This window comes from Marinilactibacillus sp. 15R, from assembly GCF_001895285.1.
Lineage (GTDB): Bacteria > Bacillota > Bacilli > Lactobacillales > Carnobacteriaceae_A > Marinilactibacillus > Marinilactibacillus piezotolerans.
The window spans coordinates 1,958,867-1,981,567 of sequence record NZ_CP017761.1; the positions used below are offsets into that span (position 1 = coordinate 1,958,867).

At 34.7% G+C, this 22,701-nt stretch carries 30 protein-coding genes and 1 riboswitch; of the genes, 5 read left to right on the forward strand and 25 right to left on the reverse strand.

Translation table 11 applies throughout. From position 1 onward, the window contains the following. Positions 1-25: 25 nt before the first annotated feature. Genes dapD through BKP56_RS09735 form a run of 5 tightly spaced genes read right to left on the reverse strand, consistent with a single transcriptional unit; the run spans position 26 to position 4,592 of the window. Positions 26-739 carry a 2,3,4,5-tetrahydropyridine-2,6-dicarboxylate N-acetyltransferase gene (gene dapD, locus BKP56_RS09715; RefSeq protein WP_072694887.1) on the reverse strand — a complete coding sequence of 238 codons (714 nt, stop codon included), beginning with the start codon at positions 737-739 and terminating at the stop codon, positions 26-28. A gap of 4 nt (positions 740-743) precedes the next feature. Continuing rightward, the gene (gene dapB, locus BKP56_RS09720) at positions 744-1,478 is read right to left on the reverse strand and encodes a 4-hydroxy-tetrahydrodipicolinate reductase (protein ID WP_072694888.1); all 735 of its coding nucleotides are present in this window, start codon (positions 1,476-1,478) and stop codon (positions 744-746) included. Beyond that, positions 1,479-2,363, reverse strand: coding sequence for a 4-hydroxy-tetrahydrodipicolinate synthase (gene dapA / locus BKP56_RS09725; protein ID WP_072694889.1), 885 nt, complete (start codon positions 2,361-2,363; stop codon positions 1,479-1,481). Beyond that, positions 2,364-3,353 (reverse strand): aspartate-semialdehyde dehydrogenase, encoded by a 990-nt coding sequence (locus tag BKP56_RS09730; protein WP_072694890.1) that lies wholly within the window; start codon positions 3,351-3,353, stop codon positions 2,364-2,366. It lies immediately after the preceding gene. A gap of 36 nt (positions 3,354-3,389) precedes the next feature. Further along, complete coding sequence (locus BKP56_RS09735; protein ID WP_072694891.1) at positions 3,390-4,592, reverse strand: aspartate kinase; 1,203 nt, start codon at positions 4,590-4,592, stop codon at positions 3,390-3,392. 106 nt (positions 4,593-4,698) lie between these two features. Continuing rightward, a riboswitch (Lysine riboswitch) is annotated at positions 4,699-4,909 on the reverse strand. Between the two features lie 213 nt (positions 4,910-5,122). On the opposite strand from BKP56_RS09735, the gene BKP56_RS09740 reads away from it, so the two are divergent. Continuing rightward, positions 5,123-5,980, forward strand: coding sequence for an aldo/keto reductase (locus BKP56_RS09740; protein WP_072694892.1), 858 nt, complete (start codon positions 5,123-5,125; stop codon positions 5,978-5,980). A gap of 933 nt (positions 5,981-6,913) precedes the next feature. Here the strand turns inward: BKP56_RS09740 and BKP56_RS09745 are convergent. From BKP56_RS09745 to BKP56_RS09760, 4 genes are all read right to left on the reverse strand, one after another. Continuing rightward, a complete protein-coding gene (locus BKP56_RS09745) occupies positions 6,914-7,321 on the reverse strand; it encodes a type II toxin-antitoxin system death-on-curing family toxin (protein WP_072694893.1) in 408 nt (135 codons plus the stop codon). Beyond that, positions 7,321-7,644 carry an AbrB/MazE/SpoVT family DNA-binding domain-containing protein gene (locus tag BKP56_RS09750; protein WP_083540538.1) on the reverse strand — a complete coding sequence of 108 codons (324 nt, stop codon included), beginning with the start codon at positions 7,642-7,644 and terminating at the stop codon, positions 7,321-7,323. The genes BKP56_RS09745 and BKP56_RS09750 overlap by 1 nt, the downstream gene beginning before the upstream one ends. 230 nt (positions 7,645-7,874) lie before the next feature. Then, on the reverse strand, positions 7,875-8,678 hold the full coding sequence (locus BKP56_RS09755) for a hypothetical protein (protein ID WP_072694894.1): 804 nt from the start codon (positions 8,676-8,678) through the stop codon (positions 7,875-7,877). A gap of 39 nt (positions 8,679-8,717) precedes the next feature. Further along, positions 8,718-9,197, reverse strand: coding sequence for an AI-2E family transporter (locus tag BKP56_RS09760; protein WP_072696113.1), 480 nt, complete (start codon positions 9,195-9,197; stop codon positions 8,718-8,720). A 315-nt stretch (positions 9,198-9,512) separates the two neighbouring features. Here BKP56_RS09760 and BKP56_RS14015 point away from each other — a divergent pair, with 315 nt between their 5' ends. Further along, positions 9,513-9,569, forward strand: coding sequence for a putative holin-like toxin (locus BKP56_RS14015; RefSeq protein ID WP_232226965.1), 57 nt, complete (start codon positions 9,513-9,515; stop codon positions 9,567-9,569). Between the two features lie 422 nt (positions 9,570-9,991). Here BKP56_RS14015 and BKP56_RS09770 read toward each other — a convergent pair whose 3' ends face one another. Continuing rightward, positions 9,992-10,282, reverse strand: a complete 291-nt coding sequence (locus BKP56_RS09770) for a hypothetical protein (RefSeq protein WP_072694896.1) — start codon at positions 10,280-10,282, stop codon at positions 9,992-9,994. A 148-nt stretch (positions 10,283-10,430) separates the two neighbouring features. Between BKP56_RS09770 and BKP56_RS09775 the strand changes: the two genes are divergently transcribed. Continuing rightward, positions 10,431-11,339: a helix-turn-helix domain-containing protein gene (locus tag BKP56_RS09775; protein WP_072694897.1), complete on the forward strand. Its 909-nt coding sequence runs from the start codon at positions 10,431-10,433 to the stop codon at positions 11,337-11,339. A 138-nt stretch (positions 11,340-11,477) separates the two neighbouring features. Here BKP56_RS09775 and BKP56_RS09780 read toward each other — a convergent pair whose 3' ends face one another. The 4 genes from BKP56_RS09780 to BKP56_RS09795 all read right to left on the reverse strand — a co-directional run bounded on the left by BKP56_RS09780 (position 11,478) and on the right by BKP56_RS09795 (position 14,180). Continuing rightward, the gene (locus BKP56_RS09780; RefSeq protein WP_072694898.1) at positions 11,478-12,452 is read right to left on the reverse strand and encodes a hypothetical protein; all 975 of its coding nucleotides are present in this window, start codon (positions 12,450-12,452) and stop codon (positions 11,478-11,480) included. Then, entirely contained in the window at positions 12,449-13,162 is a 714-nt protein-coding gene (locus BKP56_RS09785; protein ID WP_072694899.1) for a SatD family protein, read from the reverse strand. The genes BKP56_RS09780 and BKP56_RS09785 overlap by 4 nt, the downstream gene beginning before the upstream one ends. A 104-nt stretch (positions 13,163-13,266) precedes the next feature. Next, positions 13,267-13,686: an OsmC family protein gene (locus BKP56_RS09790; RefSeq protein WP_072694900.1), complete on the reverse strand. Its 420-nt coding sequence runs from the start codon at positions 13,684-13,686 to the stop codon at positions 13,267-13,269. Positions 13,687-13,694: 8 nt separating this feature from the next. Next, the gene (locus tag BKP56_RS09795) at positions 13,695-14,180 is read right to left on the reverse strand and encodes a hypothetical protein (protein WP_072694901.1); all 486 of its coding nucleotides are present in this window, start codon (positions 14,178-14,180) and stop codon (positions 13,695-13,697) included. Positions 14,181-14,385: 205 nt separating this feature from the next. On the opposite strand from BKP56_RS09795, the gene BKP56_RS09800 reads away from it, so the two are divergent. Continuing rightward, entirely contained in the window at positions 14,386-14,736 is a 351-nt protein-coding gene (locus BKP56_RS09800) for a hypothetical protein (RefSeq protein ID WP_072694902.1), read from the forward strand. 104 nt (positions 14,737-14,840) lie between these two features. On the opposite strand, the gene BKP56_RS09805 is transcribed toward BKP56_RS09800, so the two are convergent. From BKP56_RS09805 to rpsP, 7 genes are all read right to left on the reverse strand, one after another. After that, positions 14,841-15,119 carry an alpha/beta fold hydrolase gene (locus tag BKP56_RS09805; RefSeq protein ID WP_072694903.1) on the reverse strand — a complete coding sequence of 93 codons (279 nt, stop codon included), beginning with the start codon at positions 15,117-15,119 and terminating at the stop codon, positions 14,841-14,843. A gap of 51 nt (positions 15,120-15,170) precedes the next feature. Next, on the reverse strand, positions 15,171-15,626 hold the full coding sequence (locus tag BKP56_RS09810; RefSeq protein WP_072694904.1) for an alpha/beta fold hydrolase: 456 nt from the start codon (positions 15,624-15,626) through the stop codon (positions 15,171-15,173). Positions 15,627-15,735: 109 nt separating this feature from the next. Next, complete coding sequence (gene rplS, locus BKP56_RS09815) at positions 15,736-16,086, reverse strand: 50S ribosomal protein L19 (RefSeq protein ID WP_072694905.1); 351 nt, start codon at positions 16,084-16,086, stop codon at positions 15,736-15,738. Positions 16,087-16,226: 140 nt separating this feature from the next. Continuing rightward, the gene (gene trmD / locus BKP56_RS09820; protein WP_072694906.1) at positions 16,227-16,961 is read right to left on the reverse strand and encodes a tRNA (guanosine(37)-N1)-methyltransferase TrmD; all 735 of its coding nucleotides are present in this window, start codon (positions 16,959-16,961) and stop codon (positions 16,227-16,229) included. Continuing rightward, entirely contained in the window at positions 16,958-17,473 is a 516-nt protein-coding gene (gene rimM / locus BKP56_RS09825) for a ribosome maturation factor RimM (protein ID WP_072694907.1), read from the reverse strand. Before rimM ends, trmD begins: the two co-directional genes overlap by 4 nt. Positions 17,474-17,784: 311 nt before the next feature. Beyond that, on the reverse strand, positions 17,785-18,030 hold the full coding sequence (locus BKP56_RS09830; RefSeq protein WP_072694908.1) for a KH domain-containing protein: 246 nt from the start codon (positions 18,028-18,030) through the stop codon (positions 17,785-17,787). Positions 18,031-18,096: 66 nt separating this feature from the next. Then, entirely contained in the window at positions 18,097-18,369 is a 273-nt protein-coding gene (rpsP, locus tag BKP56_RS09835) for a 30S ribosomal protein S16 (protein WP_072694909.1), read from the reverse strand. A 183-nt stretch (positions 18,370-18,552) separates the two neighbouring features. Here rpsP and BKP56_RS09840 point away from each other — a divergent pair, with 183 nt between their 5' ends. Continuing rightward, positions 18,553-18,888, forward strand: coding sequence for a hypothetical protein (locus BKP56_RS09840; RefSeq protein WP_072694910.1), 336 nt, complete (start codon positions 18,553-18,555; stop codon positions 18,886-18,888). A 70-nt stretch (positions 18,889-18,958) separates the two neighbouring features. On the opposite strand, the gene ffh is transcribed toward BKP56_RS09840, so the two are convergent. The 4 genes from ffh to BKP56_RS09860 form a co-directional block, all read right to left on the reverse strand. Continuing rightward, positions 18,959-20,383: a signal recognition particle protein gene (gene ffh / locus BKP56_RS09845; protein ID WP_072694911.1), complete on the reverse strand. Its 1,425-nt coding sequence runs from the start codon at positions 20,381-20,383 to the stop codon at positions 18,959-18,961. Between the two features lie 5 nt (positions 20,384-20,388). Continuing rightward, on the reverse strand, positions 20,389-20,739 hold the full coding sequence (locus BKP56_RS09850) for a putative DNA-binding protein (RefSeq protein WP_072694912.1): 351 nt from the start codon (positions 20,737-20,739) through the stop codon (positions 20,389-20,391). A gap of 12 nt (positions 20,740-20,751) precedes the next feature. After that, positions 20,752-21,798 carry a signal recognition particle-docking protein FtsY gene (gene ftsY, locus BKP56_RS09855; protein ID WP_072694913.1) on the reverse strand — a complete coding sequence of 349 codons (1,047 nt, stop codon included), beginning with the start codon at positions 21,796-21,798 and terminating at the stop codon, positions 20,752-20,754. Between the two features lie 64 nt (positions 21,799-21,862). Further along, on the reverse strand, positions 21,863-22,675 hold the full coding sequence (locus tag BKP56_RS09860) for a Cof-type HAD-IIB family hydrolase (protein ID WP_232226876.1): 813 nt from the start codon (positions 22,673-22,675) through the stop codon (positions 21,863-21,865). Positions 22,676-22,701 lie beyond the last annotated feature (26 nt).

The following is a 22,701-nucleotide window of genomic DNA, read 5'->3' on the forward strand; positions in this document are numbered from 1 at the left end:
ATGAAATTCACTTTAGCTGAATGGATTAATTTAAATTACGAAGGGCAGAAATAATATCTACTTTTCCAGCTGCTACTTCACTAGTATTTTTGATTACTCGAGCGGGAACTCCAGCTACTACAGTATTTGCTGGAACATCTTCTGTTACAATAGCACCTGCAGCAACCACTGCGCCTTTGTGAACTGTTACTCCTTCAAGAACAACTGCATTGGCGCCAATAAGAACATCATCTTCAATAATGACAGGTTTTGCACTAGCAGGTTCAATTACACCTGATAAAACAGCTCCAGCCCCAACATGAACATTTTTTCCGGTAGTTGCTCGACCACCCAAGACAGCTCCCATGTCAACCATAGTTCCTTCTCCAACGATTGCTCCGATATTGATGACAGCCCCCATCATTATGACAGCATTGTCTCCAATCACTGCATGTTCTCTAATAAAAGAACCGGGCTCAATTCTGGCATTGATTTCAGTAGCATCTAATAAAGGAATTGCAGAATTTCTGCGGTCTTGTTCCAATACATGATCTATCAATGATTCTTTATGATCGACAAAGAATTTTTTCCAGTCATTTAAATCAGTAAATAGGGTATAACTATTATTGCTCCCAAATACTTTAAAAGTATCAGGGAAATCAGTTTTCTTTAAATCCGTATTAACATAGATTTTAACAGGTGTTGTTTTAGTTGAATCGCTAATATATTGAATGATTTCTTCTGCTGAAAATTCTCTCATGTTTTCATTCTCCTAAGTTGTTGTAAGTATAGTATCCGTTTGGTTTATTGAGCAATTGAGCCGCAACGGTCAGTGCACCACTTGCAAAAATATCTTTTGATTGGGCAGTATGCTTGATAGAGATGACTTCATCATGTCCGGCATATAGCACTTCATGTTCACCTACAATGGTTCCTCCGCGAATAGATGATATTCCAATTTCTCTACTACCTCGTTTCTCAGATTTTTCATGACGATCATAAACTGGCTGAGCATCTTGCCTGGAATTTTGGACAATTGCATCATATAATTTTACTAAGGTTCCACTTGGAGCATCCACTTTTTGATTATGATGTTTTTCAATCATTTCAATATCAAAATCTTGTAAAAGAGGGGTAGCATATTTAATGATTTCCGTTAAAATATGCACTCCATAACTCATATTGGCGCTAAAGAAAACAGGTTGCGTTTTTGCTTTTTTCTGCATAAGATTAACCAATGCATCTTTGTCTCCAGTTGTCGCAATCACTAACGGTGCAGAGATAGTAGAGTTTAAAAGCTGAGTCGTTAGTGTAGGGTGTGAAAAATCGATTACAACATCTACTGCAGGTAAGGCGTTGTCAAAATTTGAAAATATTGGATAAGGTGCATCAATTGTTTTTTCTGGAGTAATTACTCCAGAAATCTTATGACCATTTTCTTCAGCGATAGCTGCCACACGTTTATTCATTGCTCCAAATCCGACTAATAAAATGTCCATCTAATTCCTTCTTTCTATTAAATGACGGTAAGTTTCAATTATTGAAATTTGATCAACTTCTTCTAGAGTAACTAAGGGAAGTCTCACTTCGTAATCCCCGAATCCTAAAAAGCTAGTTAATACTTTAACTGGAATAGGATTGACATCGATACTTAATGCTTCCAGTAAAGGAAAAAGATCTTTATAAAGCAAATTTGCTCTATCCAGGTCTTTTTTTACAGATTCAAACATCTCCTGGTATTCTTTAGGTAATACATTTGCAGCTACGGAAATTAATCCATGACCACCTTGAGAGAAAAAGGGAAGAGCAAGATCGTCATTACCGCCATAAAAAGCAAACGAATCATTGACAACAGACTGAAGACGACTTAAGTTAGTCAAATCACCAGTGGCATCTTTTAACCCAACTATATTTGGATGTTCTGATAACACGCGCAATGTTTCTGGATCAATCGTCATACCAGTACGCGCAGGTACATCATATAAAATCACAGGAATATTGACTGCATCTGCAATGGCAGTGAAATGCGCGAGTAAGCCTCGCTGACTGGTTTTATTATAATAAGGCGTAATGACTAGTAAACCATCTACACCAAGTTCTTCAGCTTCTTTAGAAGCCTGAATACTCGTTTTAGTATTGTTTGAGCCAGTTCCTGCTATTACAGGAATTTGTCCATCAGAAACCTCAAGTGATACTTTGAGCAGTTCAGTTTTCTCTTCTGAAGTCAGCGTAGAGCCTTCTCCAGTTGTTCCATTGACAATAAAACTTTGAATATGATTTTCCTTCAGAAATTCTAAGTGTTCACGGAAGCTTGTGTAGTCAACTTCTCCTTCGGAAAAGGGAGTAGTCACTGCAGCTCCGATACCGGTAAATAGATGATTCATTTAGTATTGCTCCTTTCCGTTGATCAATTGTTCAAGGATTTGAACGGCATTCAAGGCAGCGCCTTTTAAAATATTGTCACTGACTGTCCAGACATGGAAAGTATTAGGAAAGCTATCATCTTTTCTGATCCGCCCTACAAAAATACCTTCTTTTCCACCTGCATTAACTGGCATAGGGTAAATATTTTGTTTTGGATCATCTTCAAGTATAACATTAGGATTCTTATTGAATAACGCTTTGATTTCTTCTGAAGTTGTTTCTTTTTCTAAGGTAACGTTTATGGCTACTGAATGAGCACTGGTAACGGGTACTCGCACACAAGTTGCTGTGACGGGTAGAGAAGGAAGCTGAAGGATTTTTCTAGTTTCTTCGATCATTTTGACTTCCTCTTTAGTATATCCGTCTTCTTGAAAGACATCTATATGTGGTAGAACATTATTATAGATTGGATGAGGATAAGTAACAGGTTCTTCACCGTGTTCACCGCGTTTAAGATCTTCTATCCCTTTCCAGCCCGATCCCGAAACCGATTGATAGGTCGTATAGGCTACTCGCTTTAAGCCATAAGCGTCTGCTAAAATATTTAAGGGACCAACCGATTGGATGGTGGAGCAGTTTGGATTAGCTATAATTTTTCGTGAAAGGGAAGGGGGATTCACTTCCGGTACTACGAGTGAAATTTCAGGGTCCATTCTCCAAGCGCTGGAGTTATCGATAACAACTGATCCATGTTGTTCAAATAGAGGAGAGAATCGTAAACTAGTTTCTCCACCAGCTGACATTAGCACATAGTCATAAGGACCCTGGGTTTTAGATTCTGTTAATTCTTCTACCTTATAAGTTTGCCCTTTAAAAACAATTTCTTTTCCAGCTGATCTGGCTGATGAGAAAAGTGTCAGTTTTTTTATGGGGATGTTTCTTTTTTCCAGCAACTCCAGCATTGTACTGCCTACTAGTCCGGTTGCTCCAACAACTGCGATAGAATACATAAATAGTTCCTTTCTGAATTAAAATTTAAAATACTTTTATAAATCAAACTTTTGACATAGAAGTCTAGTAGCTTTTTCTCCATTTATTTCATCAATCACACAAGAAACACTTATTTCGGAGGTTGTAACTTGATAATAAGGAATGTCTGATTCAATCAATGTTCTAAATATACGGGAGGCGACGCCGGACATATCTCTCATTCCAGCGCCAATAACAGATATTTTTGCGTAATCCTCGACAATACTTACCGTAAGATCAGGATATGTTTCTTTGAGAAGGTTAAATATAGTGATCAATTGTCTCTCGTCAGAATCTTTAGCAGTGAAAGATAACTGCATTCCATAAGTATTTCTAATTTGAGAAATCATATCAATGTTTATTTCTTCTTGTTCAAGTTTTTTAAAGATATCATTAAGAAGTGCTTCTCCGTTTGACGAGTCTGTCAGAGTAACATGAGACATATCTTTATCTAAAGCTACACCAGTTACAGCTTTTCTTTCAAGTATTTGGTCATTAGGCACGATCCATGTTCCTTTCTCAGTTGATAATGTTTTTCCAAGGTATAGATGAATTCCGTTATTGTTAGCTAATTCAACGCTCCTAGTTTCTAGTACACCAGCTCCTAAAGCGGACATTTCCATCATTTCTTCATATGAGATCATGTCCCAGCGTTTTGCAGCAGGAAAAATTCTCGGGTCTGTACTGTATACGCCTGTTACATCTGTATAGATTTCACAAGTAGAACCTAAGGCTGCTGCAAGTGCTACAGCAGTTGTATCGGATCCGCCTCTGCCAAGAGTTGTTAATTCTCCTTCTTTATTGAATCCCTGAAACCCTGCAACAATAATTACTTTATTTGTTAAGAATAGCTGATTAAATAAATCTGTCTTAATAGAAGAAATTTTACTTTTCAGATGGTGACCAATTGTTTCGATTCCTGCTTGATATCCAGTTAAAGGCCTGGATTTCACTCCTATGTCATTCAAAGTCAAGGAGAGGTAAGAAATAGTCTGCTGTTCACCAGTAGTCAACAACATAGCTAAATCCTGATCATTAGGAGTAGAAGTAATATGTTTTACGTTTTCTAACAATTCATCTGTTGTTTTCCCCATAGCAGATACTACGACGACTAATTGTTCATCATTTTCAGTTCGTTCTTTCAAATAATTTGCAATATCTTTGATTTTTGATAAGTCTGCAACACTAGATCCGCCGAATTTCAATACACTTCTTTTCATATTTATCCTTTCTAAATGTACTGAGATTGCCTGTAATGTTTTGCCTCATAATAATAAAAAAGAGGACAAGTCGAGGTTGCCGACTTGTCCTAAAGAATCTATATATACAAGCGGAAGCACTCCGTAAAGTAGATTACCTATTCAATTATTAGGTCGTCTACTTATAAAACGGCAGTCTGTCTATTCTTCATATACAGCCCAACAGTTTATATTCTGCAAAATATAAACCATTTCGGCAAATCTCCCTTTCCTTATCACGAACTTACAGGTTCTTCGTATGATTAAGTACTAATGATCTTTGCGCCTCATCCAGTCATTAAGTTGTAGTTTGTTATTTGCTTATAACCATATCAAAAATATAAATGAAAGTAAACAATTATTCGCTAAAAAAGTGAAATATACATTTCAAACTGAATTCTATTAACATAGAATCCAATATTTATTCATTTTAAAGTGTAAAAGCAAATTTTTCGATTTGTATATGTTTATTGATACAATAGAATAAACAAGCTTGAAAAGGAGAGACGAGTATGAAACAACAGATACAATTTCCGAGTGGTCAAAAAGTATTAAACCTTGGACAGGGAACGTGGAGATTGGGTGAAGAGCCAAGTAAATATGATCAAGAAGTGGATGCATTAAGAATTGGTATTGAAAAAGGGGTCACCCTTATTGATACAGCTGAGATGTACGGAGATGGAAAATCAGAACAGCTAGTTGGTGAAGCAATTAAACCATATAATAGAGAGAATTTATTTTTAATTTCTAAAGTATATCCTCATAACGCCGGAGAACAGAATATCTTTGATGCTTGTGATGGAACTCTAAAGAGGCTAGGGGTAGAGTATTTGGATATGTACCTTTTACATTGGCCAGGTAGTGTGCCACTTCAGGAAACGGTAGACTGTTTCGAAGATCTGAAGAGACAAGGAAAAATCAGAAACTGGGGTGTTTCTAACTTTGACCTTGAAGATATGCAGAACCTTTTATCTTTAAGAAATGGTGAAAACTGTCAAACAAATCAGGTGATGTATCATATGGCGTCACGAGGTATTGAAGTAGTTTTAAGAAATTATATGAGAGAAAATAATATTCCACTTATGGCTTATTGTCCGATTATTGGTCAAGAACCTGCATTAAAAGATAAAGTTTATAATAGTCCCGTAGTTAAACAAATTGCGGATGCTCATAGAATTTCAATTATCCAATTATTATTAGCTTTTGTTATGCAGCAAGATAATACGATTGCTATCCCTAAAGCTGGCTCAGTAGATCATGTCAGCCAAAACGTAGATGTTTTTGATATTCAGTTATCAGAAGAAGAATTAGCCTTACTTGATGAAGCTTTTCCGGCACCAGAAAAAAGAATACCACTGCGTGTTCAATAATACCTATTCTTGTAACGTAAGAATAATATTACTATAAAGACTGTCAGTGGAAATATATTGTATAGAAGATGTTGACTATGGGAGTTGAGGGAGAAGAGACTCCTCCTATAACTCGGAAATTATATTGTAAAAGTAACTGTCCTGCTGTAATAGTTCTCTTAGCATTAGAGCCGTTAAAAAGACGGTTACTTTTTTTAAATAGTAAATAACCATCTACTTACTACTTGTCAAAGTTAGTAGATGGTTATTTACTATTGTTTTTTTCGTAAGCGCAATGCTAAGGACGCATCAATCATTTAGCGATTATTAATTATAGGAGCTGTTTCAGAAGTTGCTAAGGTAAAATTAGATAGTTGGAGAACACATATAAAAAATATAATTTCTGAAATTCCCTAAATAGTATGCGGTACGATTTATATGAAAAATTTCAAAGAATATTTTACGGAACAGAGTCCCAATTAGTTTTATAGTAGTTAACGATCAATATCAAATCATAGGATTCATTTCAGGTTGAGAAAATAGGTTGAAGGAAATCTATACAGAATATGTTTGTGAGTTACATATGATATGTCTAGTAAAAGTCATCCGAGTAAAAAAATCAGTAGATAATTATTAGAAAAAATTAGCTGAAAATTCTGCAAAAAGGTTTTATGAAAAAACAGGTGCAAGATATTTAGATTCAAAAAATCTCGTTAATGAGAAAAGAACTAGAGGAATCGATTTACGGTCGGCAAGATACTAACTAATAAATAATTAGGTTTAATCTCAATTGAAATTCATTTGAATTTAAAATTATACTGGTTGGGAAGAGAGTTTATTTCATACATTCTACTTTGTATAATATATATTATGTAAACTAATTTAAAAATAAAAGACTATCAATTGATTTTTAAGGTAAAAGAAAAAAACACAACGAGTCTGTCATGCTTTCTTCTAAACGTCTAAGGCTTTAGAATTATCTTTTATTGTATTACGAACCTTTTTCTTTAATATATCAAACTCATCATCCCAAGTAGCCACCATTACACAAAATTCTACTGCGTCATCTGTTTCTAGTAATATTTCGTAATTATTCATTTGTAAGAAAGTAGCTAAAGCATGATAAGCTGTGCGCTTATTGGCATTATAAAAGCAATGCTTCTTAATCAAATTAATGAATAAAACCGCCGATTTATCAAATAATGTTGGATACATTTCTTCACCAAAAAGAGATGTGTGAACTGAGTTTACAGTCATATCCAATGCTTCAGGCACTTTCACACCAACGTCTTCTCCAGGCGAATAACGTTGGATAAGGTATGCATTGATTGTAATTAAGTTATTCTCCGTTAAAAAATTCATTAACGTTCAACCAAAGCTTTTAGAGCAGCATCATTCTCGTCAGCAACTTTTTGAATAAGGCTCATAAATTCATCAGTCACTATCGGATCTTTTCTTTTTAAAACAATACCATCATTATTTGTTTCAAAAGAAATCGTATCGCCTTCTTTTAAGCCCATATCATTTAAGATGGCAACAGGAATCGTTACACCTACGCTGTTACCGACTTTCCGTAACTTTCTTTCTTCTACTTTCGCTACTGCTTTTCCTACATTTCTTCCAAGACGGAGTTTTGATGAACCCCCTCTTACTTGTTGTCCTTGTTTAATATTCACATGTGCCATTTTAAGCCACTCCTTGTTTGTAGTTATGTAACTACATTATACAGTAAAACTTGTACACATCAAAGAGTAAATAAAAATTTAAGATATGCTAAAAGCTGAAAGTACTGTGCTCTAATTTCTTTCTACTAGACTAACTAATTCAACTAACGTCATTTCTATGTAGTTTTCTTCTTTTTGCAAAGTAAACCTTTCTCCCCCCCCTCTCTCCTTTATGTTATACGTAGTAACAATCAGTGATCTGAAACCTTATTAAAATAATCCAATATTTTAAAAATTATATAAGATAAAAAAGTACCCCACAGGACTGATAAATGAATGAGGACATTACTGGTAGTTTGATGAGCGAAAAAAATGAACAAAACGATGGTTGCACTATATAAAAACCGCCCGTAAAGGATCCTCTTCTCGTCGGCTTTGTTGCCTTGGTCATCCTTCGCTTCGATCTTTGCTTGAAATGATTGACTAAAACTGAAAAAAATAGCAAATAAAACTGCTGATGCTACTGCGGCCAAATGGAAAGACGTTAGCTGATCAATGTCCATAAAAGAACCATAATCAAAAAAAGTTAATTGGACAATGAATAAAAGGAACGTGATCACTCCACATATTAGAACCGCCTCTTTCTTTATCTGCAATACGAATAAACTCGTAAGTGCTAAACCTAATACAATTAAATACAAACTGTTTTCATTGAAAAAGGACAGAAAAACCGTTAATGCGAAAATTTCTAAAATATCGACTAGTGTCAGCTTTTTTCCTGTAATACCATTGACCGCTCTCAAAAGCGTCAGGATCCATGCCAGCATTAGTAAGTGGATGGACTCCATATAAAAAAGAAGGTGGAACAAAGAAAATACAGCAGCTATAAATGCTGAAGAATGGTGTGTCGGATCGATTTCTCGAGTTACTGCCCATGTCAAAAATACGCCTCCGCCTGTGCTTAGACCAATGAAAAAGTCCTCTGTAAACAACCAGCCTAGAGTAAATGCTGCAAGCGTAAATAATACAATGGCTATGTTTGTTTTATCATCCAAGTGGATCTTTCTGCTTAATGTAAAAATACGATCATCCCTTTATTTATCATAAGTTTTACGGACTTGTCGATAAGCACTTAAAAATGGAATAATCAATGCGGCTGCAACTATTCCGAAAATATTAAAAATCAATCCGCAGACAATTGTGATGAAAAAGGGTACCCAAAATGGCAATTCCATATCTTTTCCTAAGAAGTACGGCTCGACGAGTTGTTTGAAGGCCTCTACCCCAATGTAAAGTAAGAGCAGCCACCAACCTTGACTGGCCGTTCCTGCTATCCATTCCCATATTATCCAAGGAACAAATGCAATACCGGCCCCGATAACTGGAACGATGTCTAATATACTGATGCCTAAAGCGATTAATAAAGACCAGGCGCCATAGCCGATGAACCAAAGCCCCAGCGTCAGTAAAATATATGTCAGACCAATGATTTTAACTTGTACTTTTGAATAGAGCCAGATATTGCGAATGCCTAAATTCAACACTTCTGACCAGAATGATTTATCTAAATTCATATTTTCAACCTTCTCATCCATATATTTTGTTTTCCTGTCCATACTATACCAGAATCACACCAGAAATTTGAAATCTAATGAAAGAACTACCCTGTTTAAGCAATTGCTTTTATATTAATCAAAAAAAGATAATTAGTTAATCAAGATGATTTTCGCTTGATTTAGAACACATGTTTGCTATAATGATCTTGTAAGAAGTTACGACGGTGGCTTTAAATTTAGGAGGTGGTTCTATGTCCCACATAGTCCATTTTTCAGAAAGTAGAAGCCTTTTTGAGTGTGAGTGATGCCTTGCAACTGATGATGGGATTTGGCATGTTTATAGTTGCTTTAATTTCTCTCATTGTTAGCATCAATAAAAAAGATAAATGAAGGCACAAAAAACCGTCCTAACTTTGGCGAGTTCAAGGACGGTTGATCGTTCATATATAGTTTGTCACCGTTGAATTAAACGGCTTACGTAAGGAGTCTTGTTAGCGCAAGGCTCTTTTTCAATTCAAGTATATCATAAAAGATAACACTGTCAATCTTAAAAAATCAAATTATTGAGTACCCCTCCCTACACTCCCCTTCTCTTCATATTTACTCCAGTCCCAGTTCAATTAGGATAGATACTCTTATTCCTACAGACCTTAAATATAAATACTTCAAAATAATATGCTTCTCTTACTTAAATTATATTACCATAATACAGACGCAATAAATAAAACCATCAAAGACAGTTTTCTAAGTCTGTGATGGTTTTTTCTAAAGGTAATATTGGAAATTCTAATATCTATTTCTATATATTCATGTTAAAATTGTATCGATTGTAATACAATTTCACAATCAATTTGTTTTCTAATCGTTTCTTCTTCATTTATTATTTCTATAAATTGAATGTTTACTAATCCCCAGTTTTTAAGTTCGTATAAAGTAAAATTATTTTTTCGTAATACTGTTTCCAAGGGACAGTCAATATCTCCATCTGCATTATGGATAATATCATTGTTGTCCACTGTTAAAGTTATTTGCATACTTTTACACTCTATAATATACTTATACGTATTTTTTTTATAGTTTTGTGCTAATTTGATTTCTCTCATATGATCCCACCTCACATTAAGTTCATCCTGTTATACTTTTAACCGACTAATCATCGAATATCAACCTTATATAAAATATATTAACAATAATTTATCAATTTATTGAAAATTGTTATTATTTTACCCAATCGAATTAGGAGGTTTTACAATGAACGAGGCTTATTATCATTTAGGAAAGGTCTTAAAAACTATTAGAGAAAACAAAGGCTATTCCCAGCAGGAAATTTCTGACAGTACGATGTCAAGGTCTAATTATACAAAACTTGAGAGAGATGAAATCAATCCAAACGTAGTGAAATATTTGGCTATTCTTGATTATATGGATATGCACCACGATGAGTATTCATTTATATTAAATGATTATAGTTTAAATGATAAAGACAATGTTTTGTATTTATATAAGAAAATGGAGCAATTTCCTGAGATAATATATGTAAAAAAATTGATAGATGCTGCTAATGATTTGCTTGAGAGTCGCTATGATCACCTGACAAAAGATGTGCTGAATATTGCTCAAGCTTATTATAGTTTGATGAAAGACCATAATCTTGTAGCTGCTCGTAAATATGCAGAAAGTACATGGGAGAGATTGAAAAAATTAGATAAATTCTATCTCTCAGAACTTCATTTATTAAATGGTATTCTCTATTTGTTTGAGGTAGAAACAGTTATCTCCCTGACAGATAGAGCTTTAAAGGATCTTGAAAAATATTACTGTTTTAAAGAAGCTGAGGAGCTGAGACTATCCTACTTATCTCACCTTTCTTGTATACTGATAGCGCATGAAGAGTATGATCTTGCATTAAAGTATATTGATCAACTTATTACTAAATCGAAGAATGATAGTAATGTCCTATCTTTTGGTGCTGCACTGGTTCGTCAAGGCTTGTGTCTGCAGGGATTGGATAAAGAAAAAGAAAGTCAGGAAAGTTATGAACTAGCTATTGAGTTATTTCATGTAATGGATCGGGAAGATTTGGTTAAATTAACAAAAGAAAATCCTAAACTTGTTTATAATCCTTATGGATATGTGGATGTTGAAATCAAGCCTGAATAGGTTAAGTAGTTATTTCTCCATCTATTATTAATAGTAAAAGACCAGTAAATTTTTATAATACCTCCAACACGTCTAACTTTTAGAGGTATTATAATTTTTGACTGGTCTTTTTACATAGTATTTTTAATATACTGATATTTAGTTAAGCCCTAGAAGTGCGTGAAGCATTAAATATAAAACAAACGTAATGACCACACTAAGCATTGTACCAATGACAAAATACTCGGAAAAAGAAGCATCTTCTACAATCAGTTTGTATCTCGCAAAAGCTTTTATCGATAGAATTGCTACGATAGGAATTAAATTACCAGAAACAAAAGATAGTAAAATCATAATACGTTCTAAATTTCCTATCATCGCCCCTGCTCCCCGAAATCCAGCTGCTGGTTTTGGAGAAGATTTATTAGTAAATCGACCTAAGTAATCCAAGTCGCTTTTAGGATCATAATTAGAACTTAGCTTTCTAATCAATAAATTGGCTGGCCGCATAAGGATTAAAATGACGAGAGTATAACTAATGATTTGTTGGTAAAAAATTTCATACCTTAATGAAATAGTAAAGTTATATAGTATATAAAGGATAGAAGCTGTAATGATAAGCGAACCTGCTATAAATAGTCCTGCCTGTTTCAAATTATATTCTTTTCTAGATTTGTATAAATATATTAGGGTTAAAATTGTTAGTACTCCTGTTAAAGTAATTTTCAGTATTTCTTCTAGATTTATACTCATATTAATGATTAATAGAATCGAAACAGTGTGAATGATTTGGCTTATTATAAAAATCATCAATTTGCCGTTTTTTGTAAAAAATTCAGCTATATTGGCTTGAGATTTAGATATAGCGTTAATTCCTTTTATTATTAAGAGAACAATTAACTTTTTATGTAAAAAATTCAATACAGGAATTGCCAGAAGAAGGAAAATGGGTTGGATGAAATCTCGATTCGGGTTCATCCATATTGAAATCAAAAAAACAACTACACTGCTCCAACCATAATTTCTGATTTGATTTTCTACTTCTAACCTAGTCCGATTATGGTATAGATCTTTAGGTTGTTTTTGAAGATAAAAGTCTCCCAGTACATGTACAATCAAACTTTCAACAATCACTTGAGCTTCCTCCAATCTTCTAATCTTTCAGCTAATTGTATTCTAGATTGAACATACTGTTTGATGTGGGTCGAAATGACTCTTTTACTAATTGTCTGCTCGCTGTAATCTTTATTTAATTTTTGATTAAGAAGAATTTTTAGTTTCTGATTATTGACTTCTTCATAACCAAATTCTTTCAATAAAATGCTTACCGTATCTTGTTGTGTGGTCGTCCATTGATTTTTAATAACATTTTGTATTCGTATAATGCTATTAAAAAAATCATCTTCAAGAGTTTCAGAAACCAGTTTCTCCGTAGTATTTCCATGATCATTGTGTGAATGTACCTTTTCGATTGCATTTCTAGCATTCCAATATACTGGGCCGTCAGAACCTATACTGATTGTTTTATCTTTAATAGGAGTAACTAACTCCCCTACCCCTATTCCCCACCGCAAAGTAACTTCTTCTTTAAGAATTGATTTCGTTAATGTTTTTAACTGGGTATCAATTAAGTCTATGATTAAAAACGTTGTCTTGAAGTCCTTAATAATTCCTTGGAATTCATCTCCAAGTGTTATTGTTAGATATGATTCGATTTGATCATTGAAATTTGTGTTTACAGTTTTTAATATTTCATTTAATATTTCCTGTAAGGGCGCTCGATTTTCAATCTTTTTTGATGCAATTATGTCTGCAATGACAGCTATACTTAATTTTGATTCCATACAATGTCTCCCTTCAATATTTATAGATAAATTATAAACCAAATAAGGTTGATTATCAATTATCAACCTTGTTTGGTTTAAGAAAAAACTTTTAATGTTGAAGGTTAAGAATAAGGAACAGTATGAATTTCAAGAGTTTCTGCTCCTTGAGTCAATTTAGAAACGGGACACCGCTTTTCTGCAGAAGCAATTATTTGTTCTGCCTCTTTAAAATCAAAATCCTTGATAGAAGCATATAGCTTAACGTCAAAGAAAAATCCTACACCACTAGATTCACGCTTTAGCTGAATCGTACTTTCAACCTTACTCTCGTTTGCAAATCCTCGGGCTTTTAAAAGAGATTGGATCGTTGCATTCAGGCACGTCGTCAAGGCTAATCCGAATAATTCTTCAGGATTGGTGCCCGGATCATTATTTAAAGGACTAGAAGTAACGACCCGTAACCCTTTAGCGGTATTAACATAAGCTACGCCATTTACTCCATCTTTATTTACGATTTGTGTTTCAAAAAGTGGTTTGTTCATTTAGATCCTTATCCTTTTCTAGGCGTTAAGTCTATTCCGTCGATTTTGTCTAGTTCTGGTAGTAGAGCACGCAAGATTCGTCCACCAAAAATAAATATATCCATGACAGGAGCTACATCTTCACCAGTAATACCTAAGAAACGCATAAATAGTTCACCATCTCCAGAAACTAAAAAGCGATAATATCCTGATCTCATTGCGTTCAAATCATTTAGCTCAGTCAAAATATCAGGTAGTTTGTTGCGATCCGTAACATAACCAATTTTGCTATAAGTGATTTGATAGTTTACTCGTTCTAGTTCTGCGTCGTGAATGATGACTGCACATCCAACTGGTTTAGTTTTAGTTACGCGTAAAGCGGATTGAAACAAGAGTTGTTTCTGTTCAACAGTGTTTCCTTCTTTATTACGAATTGGAGCTGGTAGTTCTTTAGTTTTAAATTGAATTTTTTTTTCTTCAGCCATTTTTTTAAAGTTCTCAGTAATTATACTCATTTATAAGTCCTCCAGTTAGTTTGATTGTAGTTATCATTAAATTCTCACTTTTATTATTATAACGTAGATTGTATTGTAAATACAGGCTTGAGAACAATTTGGTCAAATTTAATAATAGAAAACACCTCGGAGAAATATTTAGAAAATCCTCGTTTCATGAAAACTGACATGGTATACTACTTTTAAACTAATAAGGAGGAAGAAAATGGATTATGTAAGAAGACCAGGGTATGGTCCTGAAGAAAAATGGGGACGGCAATCTTATTTTGATGGAGGATTACTTACTTACATATTGATTCAGATATTAGGCTCGATCGTTACATTTTTCACCATTGGAATTGCTTATCCATGGGTACTATGCTGGATATTCGGGTGGAAAATTAACCATACAGTAGTAGATGGTCATAGAATGCACTTTTACGGAACCGGAATTGGACTGTTCGGCAACTGGATCAAATGGTTATTACTTATGATCATTACACTAGGTATCTATGGCTTCTGGGTAGCAATCAAACTAGAAGACTGGAAAACTAAAAACACTCACTTTGTAAATTAGAAAAAATTGATAATAAGAAGGAAGCTATTTTGATAGCCCTTCTTATTTTTATGTAAATCATTGGATGCAGTAGCTAAAATTATAATAGGACGAAAGAATCATTTTTATTGGTTCAAAAAATCTAAAAGGTATCGAGTAAATAAAGCTGGATTTTCAAGATTTGGCAAATGGGCTGCTTCGGGAATTACTTTTAATTTTGCATTTGGAATTTTTGAAAGCAATATTTTTCCTATCATTATAAAATCCGAAACATCTTTTTCACCATTGATAATTAACACAGGTCGACGAATGTTCTCAATACACTTCAAACTATTGCTAATCAACTCAACTTCTTTTACATCCTGATTGGATCGAAACAGAATGTCAAAAAGCATCGTATACATCAGAGCTTTTATTCCAGCACCTATACTTTCAGCATCGCGACCTCTATTGATTCAAAAGTTGTAATTTAATTCTACAAGCTCAGGCAGACCATTTAAGTTTTCTTCCATATATTCATATTCAGTTATTTCAGCTGAATCTTCCCAGCCGCTTACAGCAGGCGAAATCAAAACCATTCTTGTAACGTATTCAGAAAAAATCAAATAAAAATCTATAGCAATTTTAGCTCCAAATGACGCCGCAACAATAGTGACTTTCTGTAGCTGATAAAACTCTATAACAGACTGCATAATACTAGTGTAATCTATTTCGTTACCTAAAATTTTACTTTTACCAAATCCTGGTAAATCAATATTAATAATAAAATACTGATGTGCTAATGATTTTGTTTCATTCAACCACATTCTTCTATCTGCGATTCCCGCATGAATAAAGAGCACAGCCTCTTCTCCAGTTCCTGATTTATCTACGGAGATTTCAGCATATTTAGAATAGATAAATTCATTCATTAGATTACCTTCTTCTGGTTGATTTATTTACTTAAATATATCATTTATTCTATAAAAAAGAACTGTCATCTCCACAGAGACGACAGTTCTTTTAATATACTCATTGTAATTAACGACGAGAACGTTCTTGGATACGTGCAGCTTTACCACGTAAGTTACGTAGGTAATACAATTTAGCACGACGTACACGACCTTGACGTGTAACTTCGATATTTGCAACACGTGGTGAATGAAGTGGGAAAGTACGCTCAACGCCTACTCCGTTAGATACTTTACGAACAGTATACATTTCGCTGATACCTTGTCCACGACGTTTGATCACTACGCCTTCAAAGATCTGGATACGCTCACGAGTTCCTTCTACGATACGTGCGTGAACACGAACTGTATCTCCAGGACGAAAGTCAGGAAGATCACTACGTAGTTGTTCTTTGGTGATGTCTTGAATTAATGGATTCATTTTAACTACTCCTTTCGCACAATACTCTTAGGCGCTTGTCCCAGCGGAATATTGTCAAATACAAGTGGTTGCCCACTCGACTATTAACTTTATCATATTAAGCATTTACTGTAAAGGGAATTCACTTGATTTTTTAAAATTTAATCTTTTTCCTGCCATTGCTTTATCCAAGCTTTTTCCTGATCTGTTAATTTTCGCTTCTCAAGCATATCCGGTCTTCTTTCAAATGTACGCTTTAAAGATTCCATATGACGCCATTCTTCAATTAATTTATGGTTTCCATTCATTAATACTTCCGGTACAGCCATCCCTTTATACTCAGCTGGTCGTGTATAATGAGGATGTTCTAGTAAACCGCTAGAGTGAGAGTCTGTTTCAGCAGATACTTCGTTACCGAGTACTCCTGGAATTAGACGTACAGCAGCGTCCATCATGACCATAGAAGCCAGTTCGCCACCCGTTAGCACATAATCTCCTAGTGATACTTCATCAGTCACTAGGCTTCTGATTCGCTCATCATAACCCTCGTAATGCCCACATATAAATACCAAATGTTCTTCTTGTGAAAATTCTTCAGCCATAGACTGATCAAAAGGTTTACCTGCTGGATCCATTAGAATAATGCGTTTATTAGTCATAGGAGAACGCTGATTGATTTCTTCAATAGATTGAAAGATAGGCTCAGGTTTGAGCAGCATGCCAGCTCCGCCACCATATGGCGTGTCATCAACATGCTGATGCTTGCCACTGCCAAAACGCCGAAAGTTTACCATATTAACTTCTAATAAGTCTTTTTCTATTGCTCGTTTCATCATAGAATGACTTAATGGACTATCGAACATTTCTGGAAATAAAGTTATTATATCGATTTTCATTCGTCTAACCCTTCCATTATATGAGCAGTAATCACCTTGTTCCTTATATCTACATCCAAAATAACAGGATCAATATAAGGAAGCAGTAAGTCACGTTTTCCTTCACGTTGAACAACCCAGACATCATTGGCACCAGGTGAAAGAACTTCTTTCACTTTCCCCAATTCAGTACCTTCTTCGTCTATAACTGTGCAACCAATAATCTCATGTAGATAGAATTCATCATCATTTAGTTCAAGTAGATCATCTTCACTGACTTTTAGTAATCCACCCACGAATTTTTCTACATCATTAATTGTTGGATATCCATCAAAAGCAACTAAGTCAAAATTTTTATGGATTCTATGTGTACGGACAGTTAACTTAATCTGTTCATTATCCTTACCAAACCAGATCAGCGCGGCTCCAGGAAAATAACGCTCTTCCGGTGTGTTTGTAATTGAAATGACTCGAACTTCTCCTTTTAGACCATGTGTATTGACGACTTTTCCTACATCAAAATATTCCATTATCCTTCTCCTAAAAATATATTTATTCTATAAGATAGTACTCCATCTAGTGTATTGCCGAATCTGCCTAGCTTCCCATGAGATAGTCTATTTACAATATCGAAAAAACTACTCTTCCTATACGCTGCTTCTAAAGACACGCTTGCAAAATGTTTTACTGCTAATGGTCATTGCCTTTTATTATTCTATAATATAAGAAAATGGAGATGTTCTCCTCAGAGGCATCCCCATTCCCTATTAACCATCAAATTATCTAACATGGATTGAACTATAGTTTTTATTTTACTTGAATCAGTAAAATCTAGACTACTCTATTAATCTACAATTGTTAAACGTACACGTTTTGGTCCGTCAAATTGGATACTATAGACAATAGCACGAATGGCTTTAGCAATTCGTCCTTTCTTTCCAATCACACGACCGACATCATCAGGATGAACCGATAATAGATATTCATGGAATTCATCGGTGTCTTGCAAGTCAAGTTTGACTTCATCGGGATGACTGACTAACGGATTGACAATTGTAAGAATCAATTCTCTCATTTCTTTATCAGTCATAATACCATCCTTTTATGTAGGATCACTTACTTGACTGAAAGCAATCAAGTAAGATCTTTAAGTTCATTATTTTCTTCTTTTTTCGTCGTGGAATTTTTTAATAATTCCTTCTTTAGAAAGAAGATTTTTAACTGTATCAGACGGTTTAGCGCCTTCTCTTAGCCATTTTAAAACGAGTTCTTCGTCCACTTTAACTTCAGCCGGTGTTGATACTGGGTTATATGTTCCAACCGCTTCAATAATACGACCATCACGTGGAGCACGAGAATCCGCAACAACTAAACGGTAAAAAGGTTTTCTTTTAGAACCCATACGTTTCATACGAATTTTTACTGCCATGTTTAACTTGCACCTCCTGTTAGTGTCCAGCACTACTTGAATACTTCAACTAATGCCTTCTCTCAATCTCACGAAGCTTATCATAACATGAGGGAACTATGTTGTAAAGTGTTTTTTCTTTACAGAACAAAAAATTATTTTAAGTTGATTTATGCTATAGTAAAAATAAAAGGAGTTCCTAAAATGAGCTTAGAAGATCAGGACTATATTATGAGACAAATTCAACTATTTGCTAAAGGGATAGGTAAATTTTTAGATATTTTTTCTATCAAAGAAATTCTTAAATCCGAATATTCTATTGAAGATGAAATGACAGACAGAGAAATTGAAACAATCGTCTATATGGCAAGAATAGAGGAAATACAGACAGCAAGAAGTTTAACATTAGAAGAAATGAGCCAGGAATTAGGATTTGATTCAGAAAGATTAGCTGTTTTATTGAATAATGAGGAAATAGCCGAAGAGGTAGAATTATCAAAAATTATAGAATATGTAGAAGATAAGCAGGCCTGGCTCTAGAACAGAAATTAAAAAAATAATACCCTGACAAACTTATTCAATAATTTGTCAGGGTATTATTTCGATAGTATTATTTTTTACGTCTAATCTTTTTCTTTTTCTTTTTATTAAAGTTTTTGGAGGCTTTATTAAATGCCATTTTCCCTAGTTTTCCTTTTACTCCACCGCCGAATAAGCTCTCCATACCACTCATGTTGCCATTGGACATTTTACTCATCATTTCTTTTGATTGTTTGAACTGCTTGATCATCCGGTTTACTTCTGCAATATTTCTAGCAGAACCTTTTGCAATTCTGCGTCTGCGTTTTTGAGATAATAGGTCCGGATTAGTTCTTTCTTCAGGAGTCATGGACATAACAATTGCTTTCATATGAGCCATTTCTTTAGGATCCATTTCGAATTGATCCATTCCAGGTATCTGGTTGACACCTGGAATCATTTTTAATAAGTCTTCCATGGGTCCCATGTTCTGCATTTGGTCCATCTGTTCAATGAAATCGTTGAAATCATACGTATTTTCACGCATTTTTACAGCCATTTCTTCTGCTTTTTTCTCATCTACTTCCTGTTGGGCACGCTCTACTAATGTAAGAATATCGCCCATTCCAAGAATTCGATTTGCCATACGGTCTGGATGGAATGGTTCTAAAGCATCAAGGCGTTCTCCGGTACCAGTGAATTTGATTGGTTTTTGTGTTACCGAACGGATGGAAAGAGCTGCCCCACCACGAGTGTCACCATCTAGTTTTGTTAAAATAACACTAGTAATGTCCAAACGATCATTAAATGTATTTGCTACATTAACGGCATCTTGACCAGTCATGGCATCTACGACCAAGAAAATTTCATGTGGATTTACCGCTGTTTTTACATTTTCCAATTCATCCATGAGGGTCTCATCGATATGCAGACGACCAGCGGTATCAATAATAACAACGTCTCGGTTCGTATCTTTCGCTTCTTGTATTCCTTTTTCTGCAATCTCTACTGGACTCACTTGATCCCCCATACTAAATACAGGAATATTCAAGTCGTTTCCAACGGTCTGTAATTGATCAATCGCAGCTGGACGATAAATATCTGCAGCAACCATCATAGGTTTTTTGTTTTCATGTTTACGTAAATAATTCGCTAGTTTACCAGCAGTTGTTGTTTTACCAGCACCTTGTAGACCAGTCATCATATAAACAGTTGGTCCACGATCAGCGAAGATGATCTTTTCTTGTGTTCCTCCCATTAAATGAGTCAACTCATCATTAACAATCTTAACGACTTGTTGTCCTCCATTAATACTTTCAAGGACTTCTTCCCCAATTGCTTTTTCTCTTACAGTTTTAACAAATTCTCTAACAACTTTATAGTTGACATCGGCTTCAAGTAAAGCCAAACGTACTTCACGCATTGCATCTTTAACATCAGCTTCTGTAATCTTTCCTTTTTTGCGAAGACCAGAAAATGCATCTTGCAAACGTCCAGTTAATCCTTCAAAGGCCATTCAGGTTATTTCCCCTCTCGTTTAGGTTCATAGCTTACTTTATGAAGTAAATGCAATAATGTCTTATCATTGGCATAATTTTTTTCTGCGTATGAACGAATCTCATTTAGTGCATCTTGTTTTCGATCAAAGTCTTCAACTAAATGCAGTTTTTCTTCATAATCATTTAAAATTGTTTCTGATCGTCTTATATTATCATAGACAGCTTGCCTGCTGATACCAAAAGCCTCGGCGATTTCACCTAGTGAATAATCATCTCCATAATATAATCTCATATATTCTTGTTGTTTATTCGTTAGAAGTGGTCCATAGAAACTGAAAAGAGTATTCATTTGAAGTGTTTTCTCTAGTTCCATTTATATGCTCCTCTAGGCTGTCTGCTGGATTAGTTCTTTGAATAATCCATAAGCAAATTTTTCTGTATCAAAAGGATGAAGATCATTCATAGTCTCACCAAGTCCAACGAATTTCACAGGGATGTTCAATTCTTTACCAATTGCAAGCACGATTCCACCTTTGGCAGTACCATCCATTTTAGTCAATACGATTCCTGTAACGTCTGTTGTCTCTTTAAAGATTTTTGCTTGATTTAATGCATTCTGACCAGTTGTTGCATCCAGCACCAACAAAGTTTCATGAGGAGCATCAGGAATTTCTCTGCTGATGACGCGTTTCATTTTCTCTAGTTCATTCATTAAATTCTTTTTATTTTGAAGACGACCAGCGGTGTCAATAAGTAAAACATCAGCCTGATGTTCTCTTGCTTGAACGATTCCGTCATAAACAACTGCAGCGGGGTCTCCACCTTGTTTAGTTGACACGACTTGTGCGCCTACCCGGTCTCCCCAAACATGTAATTGTTCAATAGCACCTGCTCTAAATGTATCACCGGCTGCCATAACCACTTTTTTCCCTTGGTCAATATATTGATGAGCCATTTTAGCTATTGTAGTTGTTTTCCCCACACCATTAACGCCCACGAACAAAATGACTGTTAAACCGTTTGGGTTATCATTAAATATATGATGATCCGGATTAGTTTCCCCATATAAATCGACCATTGTTTGAACGATAACTCGTTCTGCATCTGCCATACTTTTAACATTCTGCACTTTAGATTCCTGTCTTAATGTTTCAGAAATATACATCGTTGCTTCGAAACCAACATCTGATTCGATCAGCAAATCTTCCAATTCTTCAAAGAATTCCTCATCTTCATAACGGAAATTAGCAAAAAGTTCATTTAAGCGACGTGTGAATGAGCGACGGGACTTCTGCAAACCTTTTTCATATGAATTCGCTTTTTCTTGTTCTTTTTTTACTTGTTCAAGTTGTTTTTGTTCAGTTTCTTCTGGCAATTTAATTTCTTTATCTGTATTCGTAAAGGCGGATTTGATTTTATCGAATAATCCCATGTTTTCCCAACTTTCTATTTAAATGTAGTAGATTATTTAGAATAACAGTCAAATGCTATTTAAATCAGTTTAACACATATTGATCAATAGCATAAGCAACACCATGGTCGACATTCGACTTTGTAATAAGATCTGCATGTTTTTTCACTTCATCAGTAGCATTTTCCATAGCAACTCCAATACCCGCATACTGGATCATTGCCAGATCATTTTCCTGATCCCCAATTGCCATGATTTCACTCACATCTAGTGCCAATTCCTTTGCCAGCAATGCTAATCCTTTTCCTTTATCTACAGCTTTAGGCAGGATTTCAAGCAAATTTGGACGTGACTTCATTATTGTATATCTATCATAATACTCAGCAGGTATTTTTCTGATTGCTTCATCCAATTCAAACTCATGCCAGCAAAATATTAGCTTATTCATAGCAGTGGAATCTGGAAGGGAAGCAGTATTAATAGGTTTAAAAGGAAGTAAATTCATTATAGTTGGATATAATGAATTTTTACCATTTGGATAACCTGGTTCATAAACAGTATTCAAATCAATGAAATTACAAGGAACGTCTAGTGTTTTACTTAGTTCATAGATTTCTAAAACTTCTTCTTTACTCATAGTTATTTGACTTAAGCTTTCTCCTGTTCGCGTCCACTGAATCAGGCCACCGTTATAAGTGATTCCCAAATCACCATCTTCGAGTAAGTTACAAGCTTCAAGAATATGAAGAATCGCTTTTAAGGGTCTTCCAGTACACAAAACAACCTTAATACCAGCATCTTTTGCCCGCTGGATTGCTTGTCTATTTTCTTCTGAAACTTCTTTTTCTTTATTCAACAAGGTTCCATCTAAATCTAATGCTATTAATTTAATTCCCACTCTGCACGCTCCTAAATAAAATAATT